The sequence below is a fragment of the Brumimicrobium oceani genome, from assembly GCF_003143775.1.
Classification (GTDB): Bacteria; Bacteroidota; Bacteroidia; order Flavobacteriales_D; family Crocinitomicaceae; genus Brumimicrobium; species Brumimicrobium oceani.
The window spans coordinates 71,113-88,332 of sequence record NZ_QFRJ01000005.1 but is presented as its reverse complement, the minus strand read 5'-3'; the positions used below and the strand labels follow the sequence as shown (position 1 = coordinate 88,332).

The window sequence follows — 17,220 nt, the reverse complement described above, 5'->3', positions numbered from 1 at the left end:
ATTAATCGTTTCTGTAAAATTATTACTATTCCTAAATTATCCAAAAATTTACAAGTTAAACTGGCGGAGAGGAAGGGATTCGAACCCCCGGTTCCGATGAAGGAACACTCGCTTTCCAGGCGAGCCAATTCAGCCACTCTTGCACCTCTCCAAATGTAACTTATGCCTTTTCGACGGGCTAAAGTACAAAAAATTATTTATTCCAATAGGAAACACCCACTCTTCTTGAAAATTCTTTGCGATTTTCCCAAAAACACTTTGATAATTTAAATAAAACAGCATCACCAAGGTCTTGAGCCCTACCCACTTCAATTAGAATAAGCAAAGTTCAATTAAAGGATAAAAGAAAAACAATTCTTTTTGAGACCCTATACTTTGATTTAAAACATGACTAAGGCAATGCTGGCCAGTAATTTTATAATCTTGTCCTGATCAAAGCCAAACTGGAAGCGCAGTTTTGATGCCCACAAATTATTCTTTGCGTAACGCCCTGACGAAGAACGAACATGTATTCTGAAATCCCCCCCTTTGAGTCGTTACCTTTCAACATTAACGAAATCACCGAATGGTTCTTTAAAATGAAAAAAGGCTCTAATCAATTAAGATTAAAGCCTTTTTCATAAAATTAGCGCTCCTAAATTTAGGGCTGAATAAATACAGTAGCAACGTTTTCTGTTTCCTGTTCAATTTTTATAATACCTTTTCCTTTTAAATCATCTTTTTTAGCATCAATATCTAAAACCGCAACACCTGCTTGCCCTGTTTGGTAAACATCGTTGTAATTAAATATAGCTATTCCTGAAGTATTAGTAAATGCAGTATCTCTTCTAATCACTGGTTCAACTGGCACTTTCGTTGAGGTTCCATAAAGTATTACTCTGGCACCAACGACAATTGCATTCGCGGTATCTAACACTTTAACCTTAGCTATTGTATCTTCTTTCTTATTGCAAGAACCTAAACTTAAACTCATCCCTCCCATTAGAATAAGTATGCCTGCAAAAATGATATAATTTTTCATGTTGTTTTTGATTTTCAATTTAAGTAAACGTAACGTTATCTTCTTTAACGAGTGGTTTTACTTAAAAGTTGCTATTCATTTATAATTATCGTTTCAGTAGAAGTTAAATATTGCTTTGCCCTTGCTGTTCCTAAAGTAAAAAACTCTGCTGTATCCTTCGCATAAACAGTAAAATAAGCGATTTTGTCATCGTTTTTCCCGTACTGGTCAAAAAGTTCATCTAATTCAAAAATAGCCACACCTGATTCGTTCGTCTTTTTTTCCTCTAAATATTCTGGCGTATCTTTATCAACGTCACCAACAATTCTAACTTGAGCATTTGGTGTAAGAATATTAGCTTGCGACCTTACAAAAATCTTCAAAACAGATGGTTCATCTTTAGTACATGAAGACATTAAAACAGCACTCACACCAATGATAAGCGACAAAACTATGTTTTTAAATACCATATTATTAAGTTTTTTAGTGTGGCTAAGTTATGGAATAATTATTATTAAGCGTAAAACTAATTTAATTTTTGTTAATTATTTTGAGTTAAGTCCTTAATCAATATGAATTTTTTGCAGAATCAAAAAAGTTTCCAGTTCCCATTAATATACAACTCCAAATACGAACACCACGAAAAACTCTATTCTTCGACCTTCCTCAATCATGGCTAAAACGCTCCTAAGTTGCTGTTCCTCGGAGATAACGCAAATATTAAACACTTGTTTTTTTAAGCTTTTTCCGGTAAACCATTAGAGTTTAAAGTTTAATAAAACTTCTTACAGGGCTGCTCTTAGAAAAGAAACAGCAGTTTTTACGGCAATTCTCAAAGGGTTAAATACAACTTTTAAACTTGTAGACGCTATTATGGAAAATAACTACTAAATTTGCACGAGATAACTTTGATTCTAAAGTATAATAAAGCGTAAAGATCATTTTCAAGATGTCAGATATTCAACAAAAACTAGAGGAACTTTTAAACGAAGTAAAAACTGCTTCAGTCAGTGATGCAGCACAATTGGAAGAATTTAGAATTCGTTTTCTAGGGACAAAAAACTGTCTAAAGCCTCTTTTTTCGGAGCTAAAAAATGTTCCCAACGAGGACAAAAAATCAGTTGGTCAACAAATCAATGAATTGAAAAATGCAGCACAAACTGTTTTTGATCAATTTAACGAACAGCTTTCAAATGAAGCCAACGAAGAAGAAAAAGTAGATTTCTCTCGACCTGGCGAGCCCAATAATATTGGTGCTAGACATCCAATTAGCGTAATTAGAAAAGAAATCATTGCGATTTTTGAGCGCATTGGTTATGGTGTTTCCGAGGGCCCTGAAGTTGAAGATGATTGGCACAATTTCTCGGCATTAAATTTCCCAGAGGAACATCCTGCCCGAGACATGCAAGATACTTTCTTTGTAGAAAAAGGAGATAAAGAAATGGCTTTACGAACACATACCTCTTCTGTGCAGGTGCGTGTAATGGAAAGTAGCAAGCCACCTATTCGCACCATTTCTCCTGGTCGTGTATTCAGGAACGAGGCTATTTCGGCACGTGCACACTGTTTCTTTCATCAGGTAGAAGGACTATTCATTGATAAAGATGTTTCTTTTGCAGATTTAAAGCAAACCATTTTGTTTTTCGCACAAGAAATGTTCGGAAAGAAGACAGAAATTCGTTTGCGTCCTTCTTATTTCCCATTTACTGAGCCAAGTGCAGAAGTAGATGTGAGCTGCACAATTTGTAGCGGAAAAGGATGTAACGTTTGTAAATACACCGGTTGGTTAGAAATTTTGGGCTGTGGAATGGTGGATCCAAGTGTATTGGAAGCTGTAAACATTGACCCTAAAGAATATAGTGGATTCGCCTTTGGAATGGGAATAGAAAGAATTGCTCAATTAAAATATAGAGTCAATGATTTGCGTTTATATTCCGAAAATGATGTGCGTTTCTTAAAACAATTTAAATCAGCATTTTAATTATGGGACTTTTTTCATTTAGTAAAAAACCGCGTCCAAGTAAACTGAATTGGATCAATATTAACACGGTTGAGGAATTAAAGCAAGCCATTGCAGAAACAGAAAACGTGGAAGGTTTATTCTTTAAACACTCTACACGCTGTAACATTTCTGCGATGGCCTTAAATGGTTTTGAAAATCAGTGGGAACAAGACGATAAATGTGAATTGTACTTTATTGATTTAATTGCACATCGAGATGTTTCCAATGCTTTGAGTGAATTAACGGGAGTGGAGCACCAATCTCCACAAGTTATTGTCGTTAAAAACAATGAAGCCATTTATGCAGCTTCACATAACGGGATCTCAGCACGTGAAATAAAAAAATCGATTTAAAATGACGCAAAAAATAGTTTCTTATCTAGCGGTTTCAACCTTGTTATTTTTTTTGTTCGTTGGCTGTAATGGAGACAAAGATGAAATCAAAACAGGAAGTTTGGTGCCTGCAAGATTTGAATTGCCTTTTAACAATACCACGGTTCAAAAAGGTCAATCCATTCAAGTGGAAATTAGTATTGCTGCTCCATCAGAAGTAAAGTCTATTAAGGTTTTCACAAAAGATTCTGTTCTTTATGAAGGGGCGATCAATAAAAACAAGAAACTATTTAAAGTCAGCACCTCATCCTGGAGTTACGGAACAAACCAGCTCACTTTAGAAACAACACTTAATGACGGGAAAACACGTCGAGATAATCGAATTTTAAAAGTTCTTCCCGATGTTTTTCCCAAAGAATATTCGGCTGAGGTATTAAAGGCATATCCTCACGCCACAACTTCTTACACGCAAGGATTAGAGTTTGATGGAGATCAACTTTATGAAGGAACAGGAGGAACGGGCGCTACAGGTAAAAGCATGATTGGCAAAGTGGACCTGACTACTGGTCGAATTACTGAAAAAAAATTGCTGGACGAAAAATATTTTGGTGAAGGCATCACAATTATGGGAAATCAACTTTTTCAGTTAACCTGGCAAGAGCACACCTGCTTTGTCTATGATAAAAACACTTTAGAAGAAATCAATAAATTCACCTACACTGGAGAAGGCTGGGGCTTATGCAACGACGGAGAACAATTGATTATGTCTGACGGTTCTGAACGTTTATACTTCCGAGATCCTAAAACTTTTGGATTAAAAAAATCCATAGAAGTTTACACGAATGAAGGTCCTGTCAAAGGATTAAACGAATTAGAATATATCAAAGGTAAGATCTATGCGAACGTTTACACCAGAAACCAAATAGTAATTATTGATCCGAAAACAGGTGTTGTTACCGGAAGAATTGACGCCAGCATTTTAGCCTTAGATTACCGAAAAACTGGAGAAGTACTCAATGGTATTGCCTATAAAAAATCTACGAAGCAATTGTTTGTTACAGGAAAAAACTGGCCGAATTTGTTGGAGATTGGATTGGTGGCATTGTAGGGGCGATTTGCAAATCGCCCATACAATCGCCCATACAAATCGCGCCTACAATCGCCCCGCCAATGTTACCACCTTTCTTACCGTTTGCGTCTTACTTGAATTCACATCGAATACGTCAAACATAATAATATAGGGGCCAATCGCAGCTTTTGTACCGTCTTCGCGCGTTCCTTCCCACTTCACCGTTCCAGTTCCGCCTAATAATTCTCTCTTAAGTAATGTTTTAATCACTCTTCCTTTGTCGTCGTAGATGATTAAATCCCCCAATAAATCTGGAGATGAAACTTCGTAAGTTAAAAGTAACACATCTTCGAATCCGTCGCCATCAGGAGAAAAAGACTTCGATGATAAACTTAATGTTCCTTCTTCTTGATTTGGTTTCATATCCTGAGAGTTAATTCTTCCCGGCGTAGCAAAACCTACAGTTTCGCTTGCACTGTGCCAATTTGAGGAGGAATTCGACGGTTCATCGGCTGAAAAACGTTCTATACTCACTCCTTTATCATCATTGAGTAAAGAAAAATGCCATTCGTCGCTGTAAGAAACCTTGTCCATAACTGTATCGTTGAACAATAAATAAACAGTTGATGAATCGGAATTGTAACTGGGTAAACTGGGCATTTCCAAGAATTTTCCAGGAATAGCAAAAGGATAGCTCATTAATTGGAAATTAGAATCGCTTGTTAGCACCACGTAATCATTTGGCCCCAAAACATAGCTTTGTGTAATCTGTTTTTGGTTTGCCACTTCTCCCTCTTTGTGATTTCCTAGTTCCCAATTCAATAAATCGATAAACTTCTCTGAGTTGTTGTAAATTTCAACAAAATCAGCTCCTCCTGTTAAAGGATTAAACAAGATTTCATTAATAATTAAATCTCCTTTTTCTGAATTTTGCGGCAATACAAAACTTCCATCGTAGCTATTGGTGTTTCCTGAGCAATCTGAGAAATCCTGCAATTCGTAAGAATAAAGTTCACCTGGAATAAGCGACTCTACGAATTCGAAAGTAACTTCAGTTGGGTACTTTTCTGTAATTATGCGTGAATTAATGGTTAAATTAGGTAGAGAAGAGAAGACCGCGTTTTCTAGACTTAATGAATCCATACCTTCTGAGAATTTAAGTATTAGTCGATTGGGAAGCTCCGTTTCGAACCCAATTACGATTGGAGCTTGTGTGTCTGGAGCGCTACTGTAAACACTGTTTTGAAATCCTGGAGTTCCGCCAGTAGGATCATTACTCGCTCTCCAATTATCAGCTGAAGAACAAGCTAAATCTGGATTTATGCGCTCAATACTCCATCCACCATCTTCTTTGTTTTCATCATTATACCATTCATCGGTGTAGGAAATTTTATCAACGACAATTCCATTCTCTGAGGCTAATTCAATATCATCTCCGCTATTATTCAAAGATGCCCAACTGGTTACACCAACACCCTGCGGATAGTCTGCCACCCCACCAGTAGGAACTAAAATCAAGTATTCACCAGGCAACAACCAAACATCTTGAATCGTTCCAGCCGAATTATTATCGCTCAGTTTCCAATCCTCTAAATGAAAAAACTTGCTACTTCTATTGTACAATTCTACATATTCAACTTCTGGCATTCCAACTACTGGAGATTCATCTGCCAAAAATTCATTAATAATTATATCGCCAAAAACTGGTGTTTGGGCAACAACATATTGGAAGGTTTCGCTTTGACTCGCCATTGGATTTCCGGCTAGATCTTCTGCATTATTCGCCGTTAATATATAAACATCACCTATATTAAAAGAAGTTGAAAAAGTTAAAGTAAACAACGCAGTATTCGCAGAACTTTGCTGAACAGAAACTGGATTTCCCACTCCATTATCCACAGAATAATTACTTAAAGTTTCTCCTGTAGCTTGATCCATTCCCTCGTCAAATAAAAGCTCTAATTCAGTTGAAGAAATTGGTGAAACACTCGTTATACTAGGTGGAATATTATCTACTTGAATAATTCCAGCGTAGAAATCATCAAACTTAAATTTCGATGTATTACTCGATGTGTATTTCGTCCAAACGCCAATGTGCTGACCTAAAACATTGGCCGAATAATTTGCTGTAGCATCCAATTGATAGCCGATTCCTCCTGATAAATCTGTGTAAAGTTCCCAGTCTCCATTAGCCAGATACTTTATTTTAACCGAAATTTCAAAACTAGCGGAAACGATTGCTGGTGTACTCGTTAATATTACAGTTTCTGTTCCCCCTACTCTTTCAATAAGATAAATGGGGTCAGCACTTCCATTCTCTCCAATTTTCATAAAAATCCCATCAGGAGATGTTGATAAATCGGCATTTGTGGCTGTCAAATAAGTTTCACCTCCGTTATTAATTGAAGGACTAAATCCATAATTGATTTTCACTCGCCATTCTCTGTCTTCCAACTGAGTTAAATTGTGGGGAGTAGATAAATAACTTTCTCCAGCGGCAGCTGCATCTAATTGTAATTCATTATTAGAATTCACAATAAAATCCGCTCCAGTCCCCACCCATGTAGGATTACTGGTGAAATCTCCGTCATCGAAAGAGTCCATCATTTGACTCCATACATTCGAAATGAAGAGGCTACAAAAAAGCAATAATAGATGTTTCATAATTTTGTCTTATTCAGTAGTGCAAACTACAAAATGTCTTACAAATATAAGCGTATTCAATGATTGCCGAAATTATAGGCGGGATTAATGGAAAATTAGAGGAAAGATTTAAGTTCTTTTAATTTGACTTTGAAGCCCACAAGCATTGTTTTAGGTGTCCATTTCCAAAATCCAGCTGTCCAAATAGAAAAATAATTACATTTGTAAAAACAGAAAATCATGAGAATTGCAATTGTTGGAGTAACAGGAATGGTAGGACAAGAAATGCTGAAAGTACTAGCAGAAATGAATCTACCGATTACAGAATTAATTCCTGTGGCTTCCAAAAATTCAGCGGGAAGTAAAATTACTTTTGGAGGACAAGAACACGAAGTTGTGGACTTGGAAGAAGCCTTAAAAATGAAACCCGATGTTGCTTTATTTTCTGCCGGTGGAGATATTTCTTTAGAATGGGCTCCACAATTTGCTGAAATTGGCTGTAGAGTTGTAGATAATTCTTCTGCTTTTAGGATGGATGAAGACAAAAAGTTGATTATTCCAGAAGTTAATGGAGACGAATTAACAGAAGACGATTTTATCATTGCCAATCCCAACTGCTCTACAATTCAAATGTTGATTGCTCTTGCTCCATTGCATAAATTATATACCATTAAAAGAGTTGTTGTTTCAACTTATCAATCCATTTCTGGAACTGGTGCAAAAGCCGTTAAACAAATGGAAAACGAGCGTCAAGGAATAAAAGGAGAAATGGTTTATCCTTATGCAATTGACCAAAATGTCTTGCCACATTGCGATGTTTTTTTAGACAATGGCTATACCAAGGAGGAAATGAAATTGGTGAATGAAACACATAAAATTTTAGACCCAAAGATTAGCGTTACAGCAACTGCAGTAAGGGTTCCAGTTCAAGGTGGACACTCTGAAGCCATCAACGTAAGTTTTGAAAATGGTTTTGATATGGCTTTTATTCGTAAACTATATCACAACAATCCCGCGATACATTTACAAGACAACCCAGAAACAAACACCTACCCCATGCCGCTTTTTGCTCGAGGAAGAAACGAAGTTTTTGTTGGTCGATTAAGGAGAGATGAAAGTCAAGAAAACACATTAAACATGTGGGTTGTTGCAGATAATCTGAGAAAAGGAGCGGCCACGAACACAGTTCAGATTGTACAAAAAATGATTGAGAAGAAAATAATTAAGATTGGGACTTTTTAAAATACGACCACGAGATGCAATCTCGCGGTAGCATATTTTTAAAAAACATTTCAATTAAACCTTTTTAAACCAAAACAAACCATGAGCTATTTCATTGACCGCATTGCAAAACACATTTTCGAAGAGCAAATTCCATTGGAACATTTAACGATTGTTCTTCCTTCACAACGTGCTAAAAAATACTTGCAACGCGCTTTGTTTAAAGCCTATGGAAAACCAATTTTTTCTCCGAATATCATTACGATGAATCGCTGGGTGCAGGAATTATCTCCTTTGCCAATTATTGAGCCCACACGTGCCTTGTTTAAGCTTTATGACACACATTTAAAAGTCGATACCGAAGAACCACAAACTTTGGATGAGTTCTTTAAATGGGGAAAAACTTTGTTGAGCGATTTTGATGAAATGGACCGTTACCTCATCGATAGCAAAGATTTATTTCGGAATTTGGCCAACATAAAAGACATTGAAAACTGGAGTTTTAATAGCGAAGAAGAACTCACGGAAGGTCAACATCGCTTTATGCGTTTCTGGGATTTATTGGCCGATTATCACCAGCATTTCAATGAAAAACTCAAAAAAGATGGCGAATGTTACATGGGAATGGCCTACAGAAACTTGGCAGAAAACATCGATTTAGCATTTGAAAAAGATAAGGAAGTTCAATTTATTTTCGCTGGTTTTAACGCGCTTTCTCCTGCTGAAATTTCAATTATGAAACAATTGAAAAACATGGGCAGAGGAGAAATATTCGTAGATGCAGATGAATACTATCTCAACGATAAAAACCATGAAGCAGGAATCTTTATCCGAGATTTGTTTAGCGAATTAAAGGTGAAGGAATTGCCTTTTGTAGTGAATAAAATTGGAACAGAAAAGAAGGAAATCAACATCATTAATTGTGCCCAACCTACGGGACAAGCAAAAGTGAGCGCAACGATTTTACATGATGAAATTCCACATCAAGAATTGTCTGAAACCTTGCTTTTACTCGCCGATGAAAAGTTGATTGTTCCTGTAATGAAAAACATTCCTAAAAACGTAGAGCAAACAAACATCACGCTAGGATTGCCGCTAAAAAACACGGCAATTAAGTCTTGGGTGGATATGCTTTTTACGGTTCAAGAACATTTTCAGCAGTTCAATTCAAAGCAGATTTATCATAAAGATTTCGTTCGTTTTATTAAACATCCATTCATTACTGGGTTTTGCGATAAAACGGAGTTGCAAGCCATAACGGATATTGAACAAAAGATTTTAAGCAAAAACTGGACATTTATTTATCCTAAACAATTGGCATTAGGAGAACGACTTTCTAAATTAATTGAACTCTTTTTTACGCCTTGGAAAACAACGGAAAAGGAATATTCCTTAACGCAAATCAGAAGCTTAAATCAAAGCATTTATGAAGGATTAAATAATGACGATAATGCAATAGAAAGGTCAATTTTGTATCATTTCGACCGTTCATTGGTCAAATTAGAGTCAGTTTTGGCAGAATTCACACCAGATTTAAGGTTAGGAACTTTTAAATCTTTGTTTAATCAGCATTGGGTGAATGAGAGCATCGCTTATTACGGAAATCCGCTGGATGGACTCCAAGTCATGGGACTTTTAGAAACGCGTTTAATAGATTTCAAAAACATGATTGTTGTGGGATTAAATGACGGAAGTATGCCCCCAACAAATGCCATTCAAACCATTATTCCTATGGATTTAAGAAGGTATCACAATTTGCCCACACCAAGAGAAAAACAAGGACTTTTTGCGCATCACTTTTATCGCTTATTACACCAGGTGGAAAATTGCTGGATTACTTATTCATCTGCGGACAGAGACTTGGGAGGTGTGGATGAACCATCGCGCTATATCATGCAATTGCAGTTGGAACTTTCCCGTGTAAATCCTCTGATTGCATTCAACACTTCAGATTATACCATTTCCAACGAAGAGGAAGAAAGCGAAGGATTAATCATTCCAAAAACGGAGGCTGTTTTGAGTCGTATGGATGATTATTTTGGAAGACGCACTTCAGCTTCAGCAATGAAAACGGCCTTGCGTTGTCCGCTGGATTTTTACTATAAATACCTACTAGGTTTTGGAGAAGAAGACAAAGTAGAAGAAGAAATTGAAGCGAGTACTTTTGGAGATTTTATTCATAAAACGTTGGAAACCTTGTATGAGGATTTTGCACAGTTGGATAGCGAAGGAAACAAAAAGGAACATCATAAATCCTTAGCTGCGATTGATATTGACAACATGATTCAGAAGCAAGGCGCGGTGATGAAACAGCATTTTTATGAATTTTTCAATTTAGAAGCGAATCAAAATTTAGAAGGAAAAAACTATTTGAGTTTAGAAATAGCCCAACATTTAACGGAGCGTTTTTTACAGAAAGAAAAGAAGAGTTTAAAAGAGCACAAAGGTCATTTGTTTATCGTGGGTTTAGAAATGGAATTAAAAACCACACTAAACCTAAACATTCACGGAGAAGAAAAAGAAGTGAATTTCATTGGATTTATTGATAGAATCGATGATTTCGAAGGAAAAAAGCGAATAATCGACTATAAATCTGGAAAATGTACCGAAAACGATGTGAAATTGACAAAAATCTCCTCAAAAGCAAAAACGGAGGAAGATGTTGTGTTTGAATTTATCAAGAAGCTTAAAAGCAGTAAATACGTTTTCCAAATGTTGGTTTACAACATGTTATTCCACGAAAAATTTAAAGAATATCCAGATAAAGTTGGAATTATCTCTATGGTGAATTTGAATGATGGCCCGTTTTATTTGGATAATCAAATGACGGAAACCACAGAAGAATTAATGGATTTATTCGAAAAAGCGTTAACACAGATTGTGAGTGACTTGTATGATGTTGAGGTGGATTTTGAGCATGATGTAAAGAGTTTGTATTGTGATTATTGTGAGGAATAGGTTTGATAGAGGGAGAGTGAGAGCCGATAAATCGGCAGGGAGAGTTTTTAGGGAGAGAAGTGGTTAGAGTGAAAAAAGGAGGGATAACGGTGAAACTTATTTTTTCACAAATCTTCTATTTTACGATTAAAGTTTCTTGCGTTTTTCAATTCATCAATGAGTTCATCGGCTGAATGTTCAGAATCCCAAGATCCATACAGTGAACTAAGTGGAATTTCTCTTTTTGACTTTTTGAACTTTTCATTGACTTTGAAAGTCGTGCTATAAGCTCCAATTTATTATCAGGACTTAGATTTTTCAAAAATGAAAAGTAGTTGTATATCAATGTTGTATTTATATCTGTGGCTTTCATGTTTAAATTTCTGACTTCTATCAGACTTACGAAATAAATCACATATTTTTGATTGTTTTTAGCTTGAATTTTGCTTTTTTCATGCAGAGCCGAACGGCCGTTCGGCTCTGCATGAAAAACCCCATTCACCTTAACCTCTTCAATTCCCCATACTCCGCATCAAGTTCAATCCCAAACTCCTGCTCCAAAACATCCAAATAAGAAGAATCATCTTTCAGTGTGGTAATTTCTTCTTTTCCGTTAATGGTCTTTTTCAATTTGTTGTGATATAAGCTAATCATTCCGTTTTCTATTGGAAGCGCGGCTATTCTGGCGTTGGTGAAAAAAGAATCGGGATGAGTTGAAGTATAATGATTACCTAATTTAATATCGATTTCAAAAACTGGGTTTAAGTCAAAACTATACAGGTTTTTCCAGTGTCCTTTTGAATTGCTCTGAAGTATGTATCCATAGACTTCGTCATTAACCAATCTATAGCTTTGATTTTCGAATGAAATAGGCTCGTTGTAAACAAGAGGTATAGGAATAAGTGGTGCTTCAGCCCCGAATCCTAAATCTACTATCCAGCTTTTGTTATCAATTGTTACTAAGGTGGTTTGATGGGTTCTTCCGGTGATTTCTCTGGATAAGTGAACCCTTCCTAAAAGTGGACGTGCATCAAATCCGAATGCTTTGAGTGCCATGACCAGTAATCCGTTGAGTTCAAAACAATATCCTCCACGTTTTTGCCTAACCAATTTTTGAAATATAGACTTTGAATCAATCTGGATGTTTCTTCCCAAACAAATATCAAAGTTTTCAAAAGGAATGGCTAAGTGCTGGGCGCGGTGAAGTGCCTTCAAGCTTTCGAAGTTTATTGAAATCTCTCCTTCGAAATTTATTCGTTTTAGGTATTCTTCTTTGTTGAAGTTATTCATTTTTTGGTTAATTGGTATAATAATTTGTTCTAAAACCTTGTTGAAATAATCTTTAAACTCTTTTCAATAATCTTTATAGAATTTTCAGAAACCCCAGATAATCCAGCGTATTTTCTCCAGTTTTGAACAATCCCTTTTATTTCTTCAATTACTTCCTCAGCTTTGTTTATTGAAAAAACATCTGCCAATTCCATTAATTCTTTCTTTCCTGGGTCAACATAGTTTTTAGCACAAGCCGTACTGTGATATCCTTGAGATGAAGAAGAAAACGTTAAATCATACGCAGGCGCAAGTGACCATTTTCCGCTAACATCCATTAAAAATGCAAAGTTTTTAGAATGGTCATCACGGTTATGCGCAAGGACATTAAAAACGGCTCTTCGGAACATTTGTTCAACAGCTTGGGCACTACGTGTTAATTTCTGCGTTTGAAAAATTAAGTTTCCATAGTCCAAGGTGCTATATTCATAATCATCATGAAGCAGACCAGCAGCCGATAACATGTGAAGCTTATCATTTCCAATTCGGTCAAACCTTTTGGTTCCAAAATAGCTATTCCTTTCTTCACTGATAAATATTTTACTTTCAGCCATTTCAATACCTGAAGCCAAAGCCATTTTATAATAAGCGAACTCTATATTGGCGACATCTTTAGAGTCCACATTTGCAGCGAATTTAATGATCCAGTGTTCATAACCTTCAGGTAAATTAGCGATACCGCTGATGAGGGAATCTGTCTTCTGATTGAAGCCTGCGTAAATTTTTGGTCGTGCTCCACCAGGACTTCCTCCTCTCCCGAAAATCTCATCAATCACTGCCCCACTTTCACCTATGAGAATATCAGAAATATTGTCATTCAAAACATCTAAATTAATATCAATTGTATCATTTTCTTCATCCGAACTTGGTCGGTATAGAAGTGCTCCTAAACTATTCTTTCCTGCGAATGTCAAATGATCTAATGCACTTAACGATTCAAAAGCAATTTTATCAGCACTTAAGCGTTTTTTGATGAGTAAGTTTCCCCATGCATCTGGCAAAGAATCAGCAAATACACCGAAAAGACCATTGAATGGTTTTTCTTGAGACGATTGTGGAATGTTATTGAGTTTTAATTGATTTGGCGAAAGATTATTTCCTGTTTTTAAATAAGCGTCACTGTATTTGAATACTATTTTTCTATCCACCAAAATAAGCTGGCCAACAAGTTCTTCTTGCTGAGAAAATTGTAAAAACACGTCGAGTTTTGTTGTCATACTAATAATCAAATAATTTCTTCAAGCCCTCCATTTCATCTGGAAGCAAAAGTGATTCAAATTCTGCCAATCGGTCAAGGGTATTAGAAATTTTCAATAATGATTCAAGAGAAATAATTCCTGTTCTCTCGAATTTTCGAATACTCGCATAAGCCACTCCCGATTTTTCGGATAATTCCTTTTGAGTGAAATTTTGTTCTTTTCTTAAAGCTACTACGTTTTTTGACAAAAGAATCATTACTTCTTTCGGTGTATTTTGATCTCCGTATTCTCCCATTTCTAATCTTAGAATTTAAAAGTAAAGATAAGGAATTAAATCAGGTTATCGCTATTATAATAGCAATATGTGTAATTTAAGCACATTATCGATACCCTGATAGCGATTTTTAAATCACTTACAAGGTCTAAATTCCCATAACCATCCAAACATCACAAGCAAAATGCCCGGAATCTCCCAATGGTTTTTCTACTCTTTCAAATCCGATTTTCTCATACAAAACTATCGCTTCCTTTAAGCTAGGGAAAGATTCTAAATACAAATGAGTATAGCCTTGTTCTTTTGCGTAAGCGATGCATTTATTCATCAATTGTTTACCGATTCCTTGGCCTCGGTATTCGCTTTTGAGGTAGATTTTTACTAGCTCAGCATAACCAATTGGTAAATTTTTAGTTGGGTAAATCCCACTTCCTCCAATCACTTCGCCGTTGATTTCCGCTATAAAATATTCACTTTTTGGAACGGAGAAAAAAGTCTCGTAAAGTTCGTCTGTTGTTGGATCGGTATAGACAGTTCCTGGTTTTGCTTCGTCGTATTCTTCTAAAGCAGTACGAATGATTTTAGCTATTGTCGGATTGTCGGAAGGCTGGATTTCGCGGATGATGAGATTTTCTGACATTTGAATAAATAATTATAGAAACGAAGATAATCATTTCGGGAACTAGTCTCTTCATTCTCGGCCTTTTTCTTACACTGTTTTATCCTCCCTCTGTATCTCCCTCCAAAGGGAGAGATGCTTCGAACTAAATTTTTATTATGGATTAAATTCGTAATTCAAATAATCGTAATTAACTTCCTTTAAGGCTTCAAGAATTCGTAATTCGTAATTGATTATTCCTAATTGAATCCGATTTCTTATTTTAGCACAAAAACAAAAGAAATGAGTTACGAAAATATAACAACAGAGCAAAAAGAGCGTGTTCATTACATTACGGTGAATCGTCCAAAACAAATGAATGCATTAAATAAGGCTACAATTCAAGAATTACACGAGGCTTTTAAGGCTGCAGATGAAGATGGCGGAACACGTGCAATAATCTTAACAGGAAGTGGCGAAAAAGCTTTTGTTGCTGGTGCTGACATTAAAGAATTTGCTGATTTTGACACAGAAAATGGAAAAGCTTTAGCTGCTGAAGGTCAAAAGAAATTGTTTGATTTCATTGAGAATTTATCTACGCCAGTTATCGCAGCAGTCAATGGATTTGCTTTGGGTGGCGGACTAGAATTGGCCATGGCTTCTCATATTCGTGTGGCTTCAAATAATGCAAAATTAGGTTTACCTGAGGTTTCTTTAGGTGTAATTCCTGGTTATGGAGGAACACAAAGACTGGCGCAATTAGTTGGTCGAGGAAAAGCAATGGAAATGATTACAACTGCAGGAATGATTTCTGCCGATGATGCTCAAAACTGGGGTCTGGTGAATCATGTTGTTGCTCAAGAAGACTTAATGGCCTTAGCGGAAAAGATTGCAGGTAAAATTTGTAATAATTCTGGAAATGCAATTGCTTCTGCAATGAAAGCGGTGAACGCAAATTATACTGATGGCGTTGATGGATTTGAAGTTGAAATTACTGAATTTGGAAATTGCTTTGGAACAGAAGAATTTGTTGAAGGAACTGCCGCTTTTGTGGAGAAAAGAAAACCTTCCTTCAAGTAGTTTTTGTTTATTTCACCGATAGCTGCGTTGAACCCCTTTTTTCAACAGTTGTCCCGATGATAATATCAGGACTATTGATTTAAAAAATAAAGTTCGCCTTGCTCTTGGCTCTTGGCTTCAAATTCAAAAACCACATATCCAGAAACAATTTAAATTTCAAAAATTGCTTCAGGAATAGATAAACTCAATGCTGATTTCAAATTTTGGAATCAGCATTTTTGTTTAGAATCGATGATAAATTTCTATAGAAAATGTAGCTAAATCTTAAACTGCTTTATTAAAAAAGCAATATAAGCAAAGAGTTGCTTTCTTAATAAAGCAATCCAAACATCCATAACGGAATTATGTTTCCAAAACCAACTTCTATGTTATCTTTTGCAATGAAAGAATTTTTCACTCCAGTGATTTGTTTACTACTTTTGTTTTTTCCTCCAACTTCAAAAGTAAATTTCCGATCAATCAAAAAATCACCTTTAGGAGCGAGGTCTACATGGTACTGACAAGATAGTTGATTCGCAAAAAAGGTTTCTCTTATGTTTCCAATGTTGGCATTTTCATTGGCTAACACATAAATTAAATTCGTATTATTTAGAAGGAGTTTTTCTGGTTTGGTCAACAGGCCAATTCCTGTGGCATCCTTATATAATTCTTGAATAATTCCAACCTTATTTAATGTTTTGATGGATTCTACCAAGGAGTTTCTAGACAAGCCTATTCGCTCGCTCAATTTTGAAATGTTTGGTGTAAACGGAACGCTTGTAGCAATTGCTTTTAGTAGTTTCTTAAACTTTACAATCGTTTCGTAACGCAAGTTTTCAACTGCCATAATATCTACTTCAATCATCAAGTTAATGGTGGTCATCACTTTGTGATAGTAGCTTTGTTCGTTCTCCATAAAGTAAGGGTAGGCACCCACTTTTAGATACTTTTCAAACAAAGGTAAAGGCTGGAAGTGCTGAAGGATTTCCCCTGCAATTTCAACGTGATTTTCCATTAAATCAGAAAGCGAATGAGCAGTTAACTCCAATCCTGTTTCGAGAAATAAAAACTCCCTAAAAGACAATTCATGTAAATCATAGCTTACCATTCTGCGACTTAAATCTGATTCAGATTTATATAATTCTAATACCGAAGAAGAAGTAAGCACAACATTTAAACGGGGCAAATTGTCGTAAATCAATTTAATTTCTCTTGACCAATTGGGGTATTTATGTACTTCATCCAACAATAAATGGGTTCCACCATAATTATCAAATTCCTTGGCCATTTCGTATAGATTGTTTTCATAGAAATAAACATGATCCATACTTACATAAAGCGTACTCGATTTTGGAAAATTGAATTTTGCGAATTGTAACAAAAGCGTAGTCTTCCCCACGCCTCTCACGCCTTTTATAGCGATAAGTCTGTTCGATAAATCTACCTTGTCAAATAAATAACGCTTGTAATTCATTTGAAATAATAACATTCTCGACTGAAATTCTAATAGTAACTCTTCCATTTTGCTTTTCTTATTAAGCAAATATACAAATAATT

General features: G+C 35.9%; 14 protein-coding genes and 1 tRNA gene. 6 read left to right on the top strand and 9 right to left on the bottom strand.

The genetic code is table 11. The features are described from left to right. Positions 1-61: 61 nt before the first annotated feature. From DIT68_RS08175 to DIT68_RS08165, 3 genes are all read right to left on the bottom strand, one after another. A tRNA-Ser gene (locus DIT68_RS08175) sits at positions 62-151 on the bottom strand. Positions 152-640: 489 nt separating this feature from the next. Then, positions 641-1,021: a hypothetical protein gene (locus DIT68_RS08170; RefSeq protein WP_146194160.1), complete on the bottom strand. Its 381-nt coding sequence runs from the start codon at positions 1,019-1,021 to the stop codon at positions 641-643. Positions 1,022-1,092: 71 nt separating this feature from the next. Beyond that, positions 1,093-1,470: a hypothetical protein gene (locus DIT68_RS08165; RefSeq protein ID WP_109359309.1), complete on the bottom strand. Its 378-nt coding sequence runs from the start codon at positions 1,468-1,470 to the stop codon at positions 1,093-1,095. Positions 1,471-1,958: 488 nt separating this feature from the next. Here DIT68_RS08165 and pheS point away from each other — a divergent pair, with 488 nt between their 5' ends. The 3 genes from pheS to DIT68_RS08150 are packed head-to-tail and all read left to right on the top strand — an operon-like array spanning position 1,959 to position 4,442. Beyond that, the gene (gene pheS, locus DIT68_RS08160; RefSeq protein WP_109359444.1) at positions 1,959-2,981 is read left to right on the top strand and encodes a phenylalanine--tRNA ligase subunit alpha; all 1,023 of its coding nucleotides are present in this window, start codon (positions 1,959-1,961) and stop codon (positions 2,979-2,981) included. Positions 2,982-2,983: 2 nt separating this feature from the next. Further along, positions 2,984-3,355, top strand: coding sequence for a bacillithiol system redox-active protein YtxJ (gene ytxJ, locus DIT68_RS08155; RefSeq protein WP_109359308.1), 372 nt, complete (start codon positions 2,984-2,986; stop codon positions 3,353-3,355). A gap of 1 nt (position 3,356) precedes the next feature. After that, complete coding sequence (locus tag DIT68_RS08150) at positions 3,357-4,442, top strand: glutaminyl-peptide cyclotransferase (RefSeq protein ID WP_109359307.1); 1,086 nt, start codon at positions 3,357-3,359, stop codon at positions 4,440-4,442. A gap of 45 nt (positions 4,443-4,487) precedes the next feature. Here the strand turns inward: DIT68_RS08150 and DIT68_RS08145 are convergent, their stop codons facing one another. Then, a complete protein-coding gene (locus DIT68_RS08145) occupies positions 4,488-7,067 on the bottom strand; it encodes a lamin tail domain-containing protein (protein WP_109359306.1) in 2,580 nt (859 codons plus the stop codon). A gap of 219 nt (positions 7,068-7,286) precedes the next feature. Here DIT68_RS08145 and DIT68_RS08140 point away from each other — a divergent pair, with 219 nt between their 5' ends. Together DIT68_RS08140 and DIT68_RS08135 are read left to right on the top strand one after the other, a co-directional pair. After that, on the top strand, positions 7,287-8,288 hold the full coding sequence (locus tag DIT68_RS08140) for an aspartate-semialdehyde dehydrogenase (RefSeq protein ID WP_109359305.1): 1,002 nt from the start codon (positions 7,287-7,289) through the stop codon (positions 8,286-8,288). 81 nt (positions 8,289-8,369) lie between these two features. After that, the gene (locus DIT68_RS08135) at positions 8,370-11,225 is read left to right on the top strand and encodes a PD-(D/E)XK nuclease family protein (RefSeq protein WP_109359304.1); all 2,856 of its coding nucleotides are present in this window, start codon (positions 8,370-8,372) and stop codon (positions 11,223-11,225) included. 477 nt (positions 11,226-11,702) lie between these two features. Here the strand turns inward: DIT68_RS08135 and DIT68_RS08125 are convergent, their stop codons facing one another. From DIT68_RS08125 to DIT68_RS08110, 4 genes are all read right to left on the bottom strand, one after another. Continuing rightward, a complete protein-coding gene (locus DIT68_RS08125; RefSeq protein WP_109359302.1) occupies positions 11,703-12,494 on the bottom strand; it encodes an arylamine N-acetyltransferase family protein in 792 nt (263 codons plus the stop codon). Positions 12,495-12,523: 29 nt separating this feature from the next. Beyond that, positions 12,524-13,750, bottom strand: coding sequence for a type II toxin-antitoxin system HipA family toxin (locus DIT68_RS08120; protein WP_109359301.1), 1,227 nt, complete (start codon positions 13,748-13,750; stop codon positions 12,524-12,526). Position 13,751: 1 nt separating this feature from the next. Next, entirely contained in the window at positions 13,752-14,027 is a 276-nt protein-coding gene (locus tag DIT68_RS08115) for a helix-turn-helix domain-containing protein (RefSeq protein WP_109359300.1), read from the bottom strand. Positions 14,028-14,154: 127 nt separating this feature from the next. Continuing rightward, positions 14,155-14,646 (bottom strand): GNAT family N-acetyltransferase, encoded by a 492-nt coding sequence (locus DIT68_RS08110; protein WP_109359299.1) that lies wholly within the window; start codon positions 14,644-14,646, stop codon positions 14,155-14,157. 261 nt (positions 14,647-14,907) lie between these two features. Here DIT68_RS08110 and DIT68_RS08105 point away from each other — a divergent pair, with 261 nt between their 5' ends. After that, entirely contained in the window at positions 14,908-15,684 is a 777-nt protein-coding gene (locus DIT68_RS08105) for an enoyl-CoA hydratase/isomerase family protein (protein WP_109359443.1), read from the top strand. 310 nt (positions 15,685-15,994) lie between these two features. On the opposite strand, the gene DIT68_RS08100 is transcribed toward DIT68_RS08105, so the two are convergent. Next, on the bottom strand, positions 15,995-17,185 hold the full coding sequence (locus tag DIT68_RS08100) for an ATP-binding protein (RefSeq protein ID WP_109359298.1): 1,191 nt from the start codon (positions 17,183-17,185) through the stop codon (positions 15,995-15,997). Positions 17,186-17,220 lie beyond the last annotated feature (35 nt).

What these genes read in the sequence shown, in the direction of transcription:
- DIT68_RS08170 (WP_146194160.1), bottom strand. Translation starts at nt 1,021, where the DNA reads ATGAAAAATTATATCATTTTTGCAGGCATACTTATTCTAATGGGAGGG.
- DIT68_RS08165 (WP_109359309.1), bottom strand. Translation starts at nt 1,470, where the DNA reads ATGGTATTTAAAAACATAGTTTTGTCGCTTATCATTGGTGTGAGTGCT.
- ytxJ (WP_109359308.1), top strand. Translation starts at nt 2,984, where the DNA reads ATGGGACTTTTTTCATTTAGTAAAAAACCGCGTCCAAGTAAACTGAAT.
- DIT68_RS08150 (WP_109359307.1), top strand. Translation starts at nt 3,357, where the DNA reads ATGACGCAAAAAATAGTTTCTTATCTAGCGGTTTCAACCTTGTTATTT.
- DIT68_RS08145 (WP_109359306.1), bottom strand. Translation starts at nt 7,067, where the DNA reads ATGAAACATCTATTATTGCTTTTTTGTAGCCTCTTCATTTCGAATGTA.
- DIT68_RS08140 (WP_109359305.1), top strand. Translation starts at nt 7,287, where the DNA reads ATGAGAATTGCAATTGTTGGAGTAACAGGAATGGTAGGACAAGAAATG.
- DIT68_RS08135 (WP_109359304.1), top strand. Translation starts at nt 8,370, where the DNA reads ATGAGCTATTTCATTGACCGCATTGCAAAACACATTTTCGAAGAGCAA.
- DIT68_RS08125 (WP_109359302.1), bottom strand. Translation starts at nt 12,494, where the DNA reads ATGAATAACTTCAACAAAGAAGAATACCTAAAACGAATAAATTTCGAA.
- DIT68_RS08120 (WP_109359301.1), bottom strand. Translation starts at nt 13,750, where the DNA reads ATGACAACAAAACTCGACGTGTTTTTACAATTTTCTCAGCAAGAAGAA.
- DIT68_RS08115 (WP_109359300.1), bottom strand. Translation starts at nt 14,027, where the DNA reads ATGGGAGAATACGGAGATCAAAATACACCGAAAGAAGTAATGATTCTT.
- DIT68_RS08110 (WP_109359299.1), bottom strand. Translation starts at nt 14,646, where the DNA reads ATGTCAGAAAATCTCATCATCCGCGAAATCCAGCCTTCCGACAATCCG.
- DIT68_RS08105 (WP_109359443.1), top strand. Translation starts at nt 14,908, where the DNA reads ATGAGTTACGAAAATATAACAACAGAGCAAAAAGAGCGTGTTCATTAC.
- DIT68_RS08100 (WP_109359298.1), bottom strand. Translation starts at nt 17,185, where the DNA reads ATGGAAGAGTTACTATTAGAATTTCAGTCGAGAATGTTATTATTTCAA.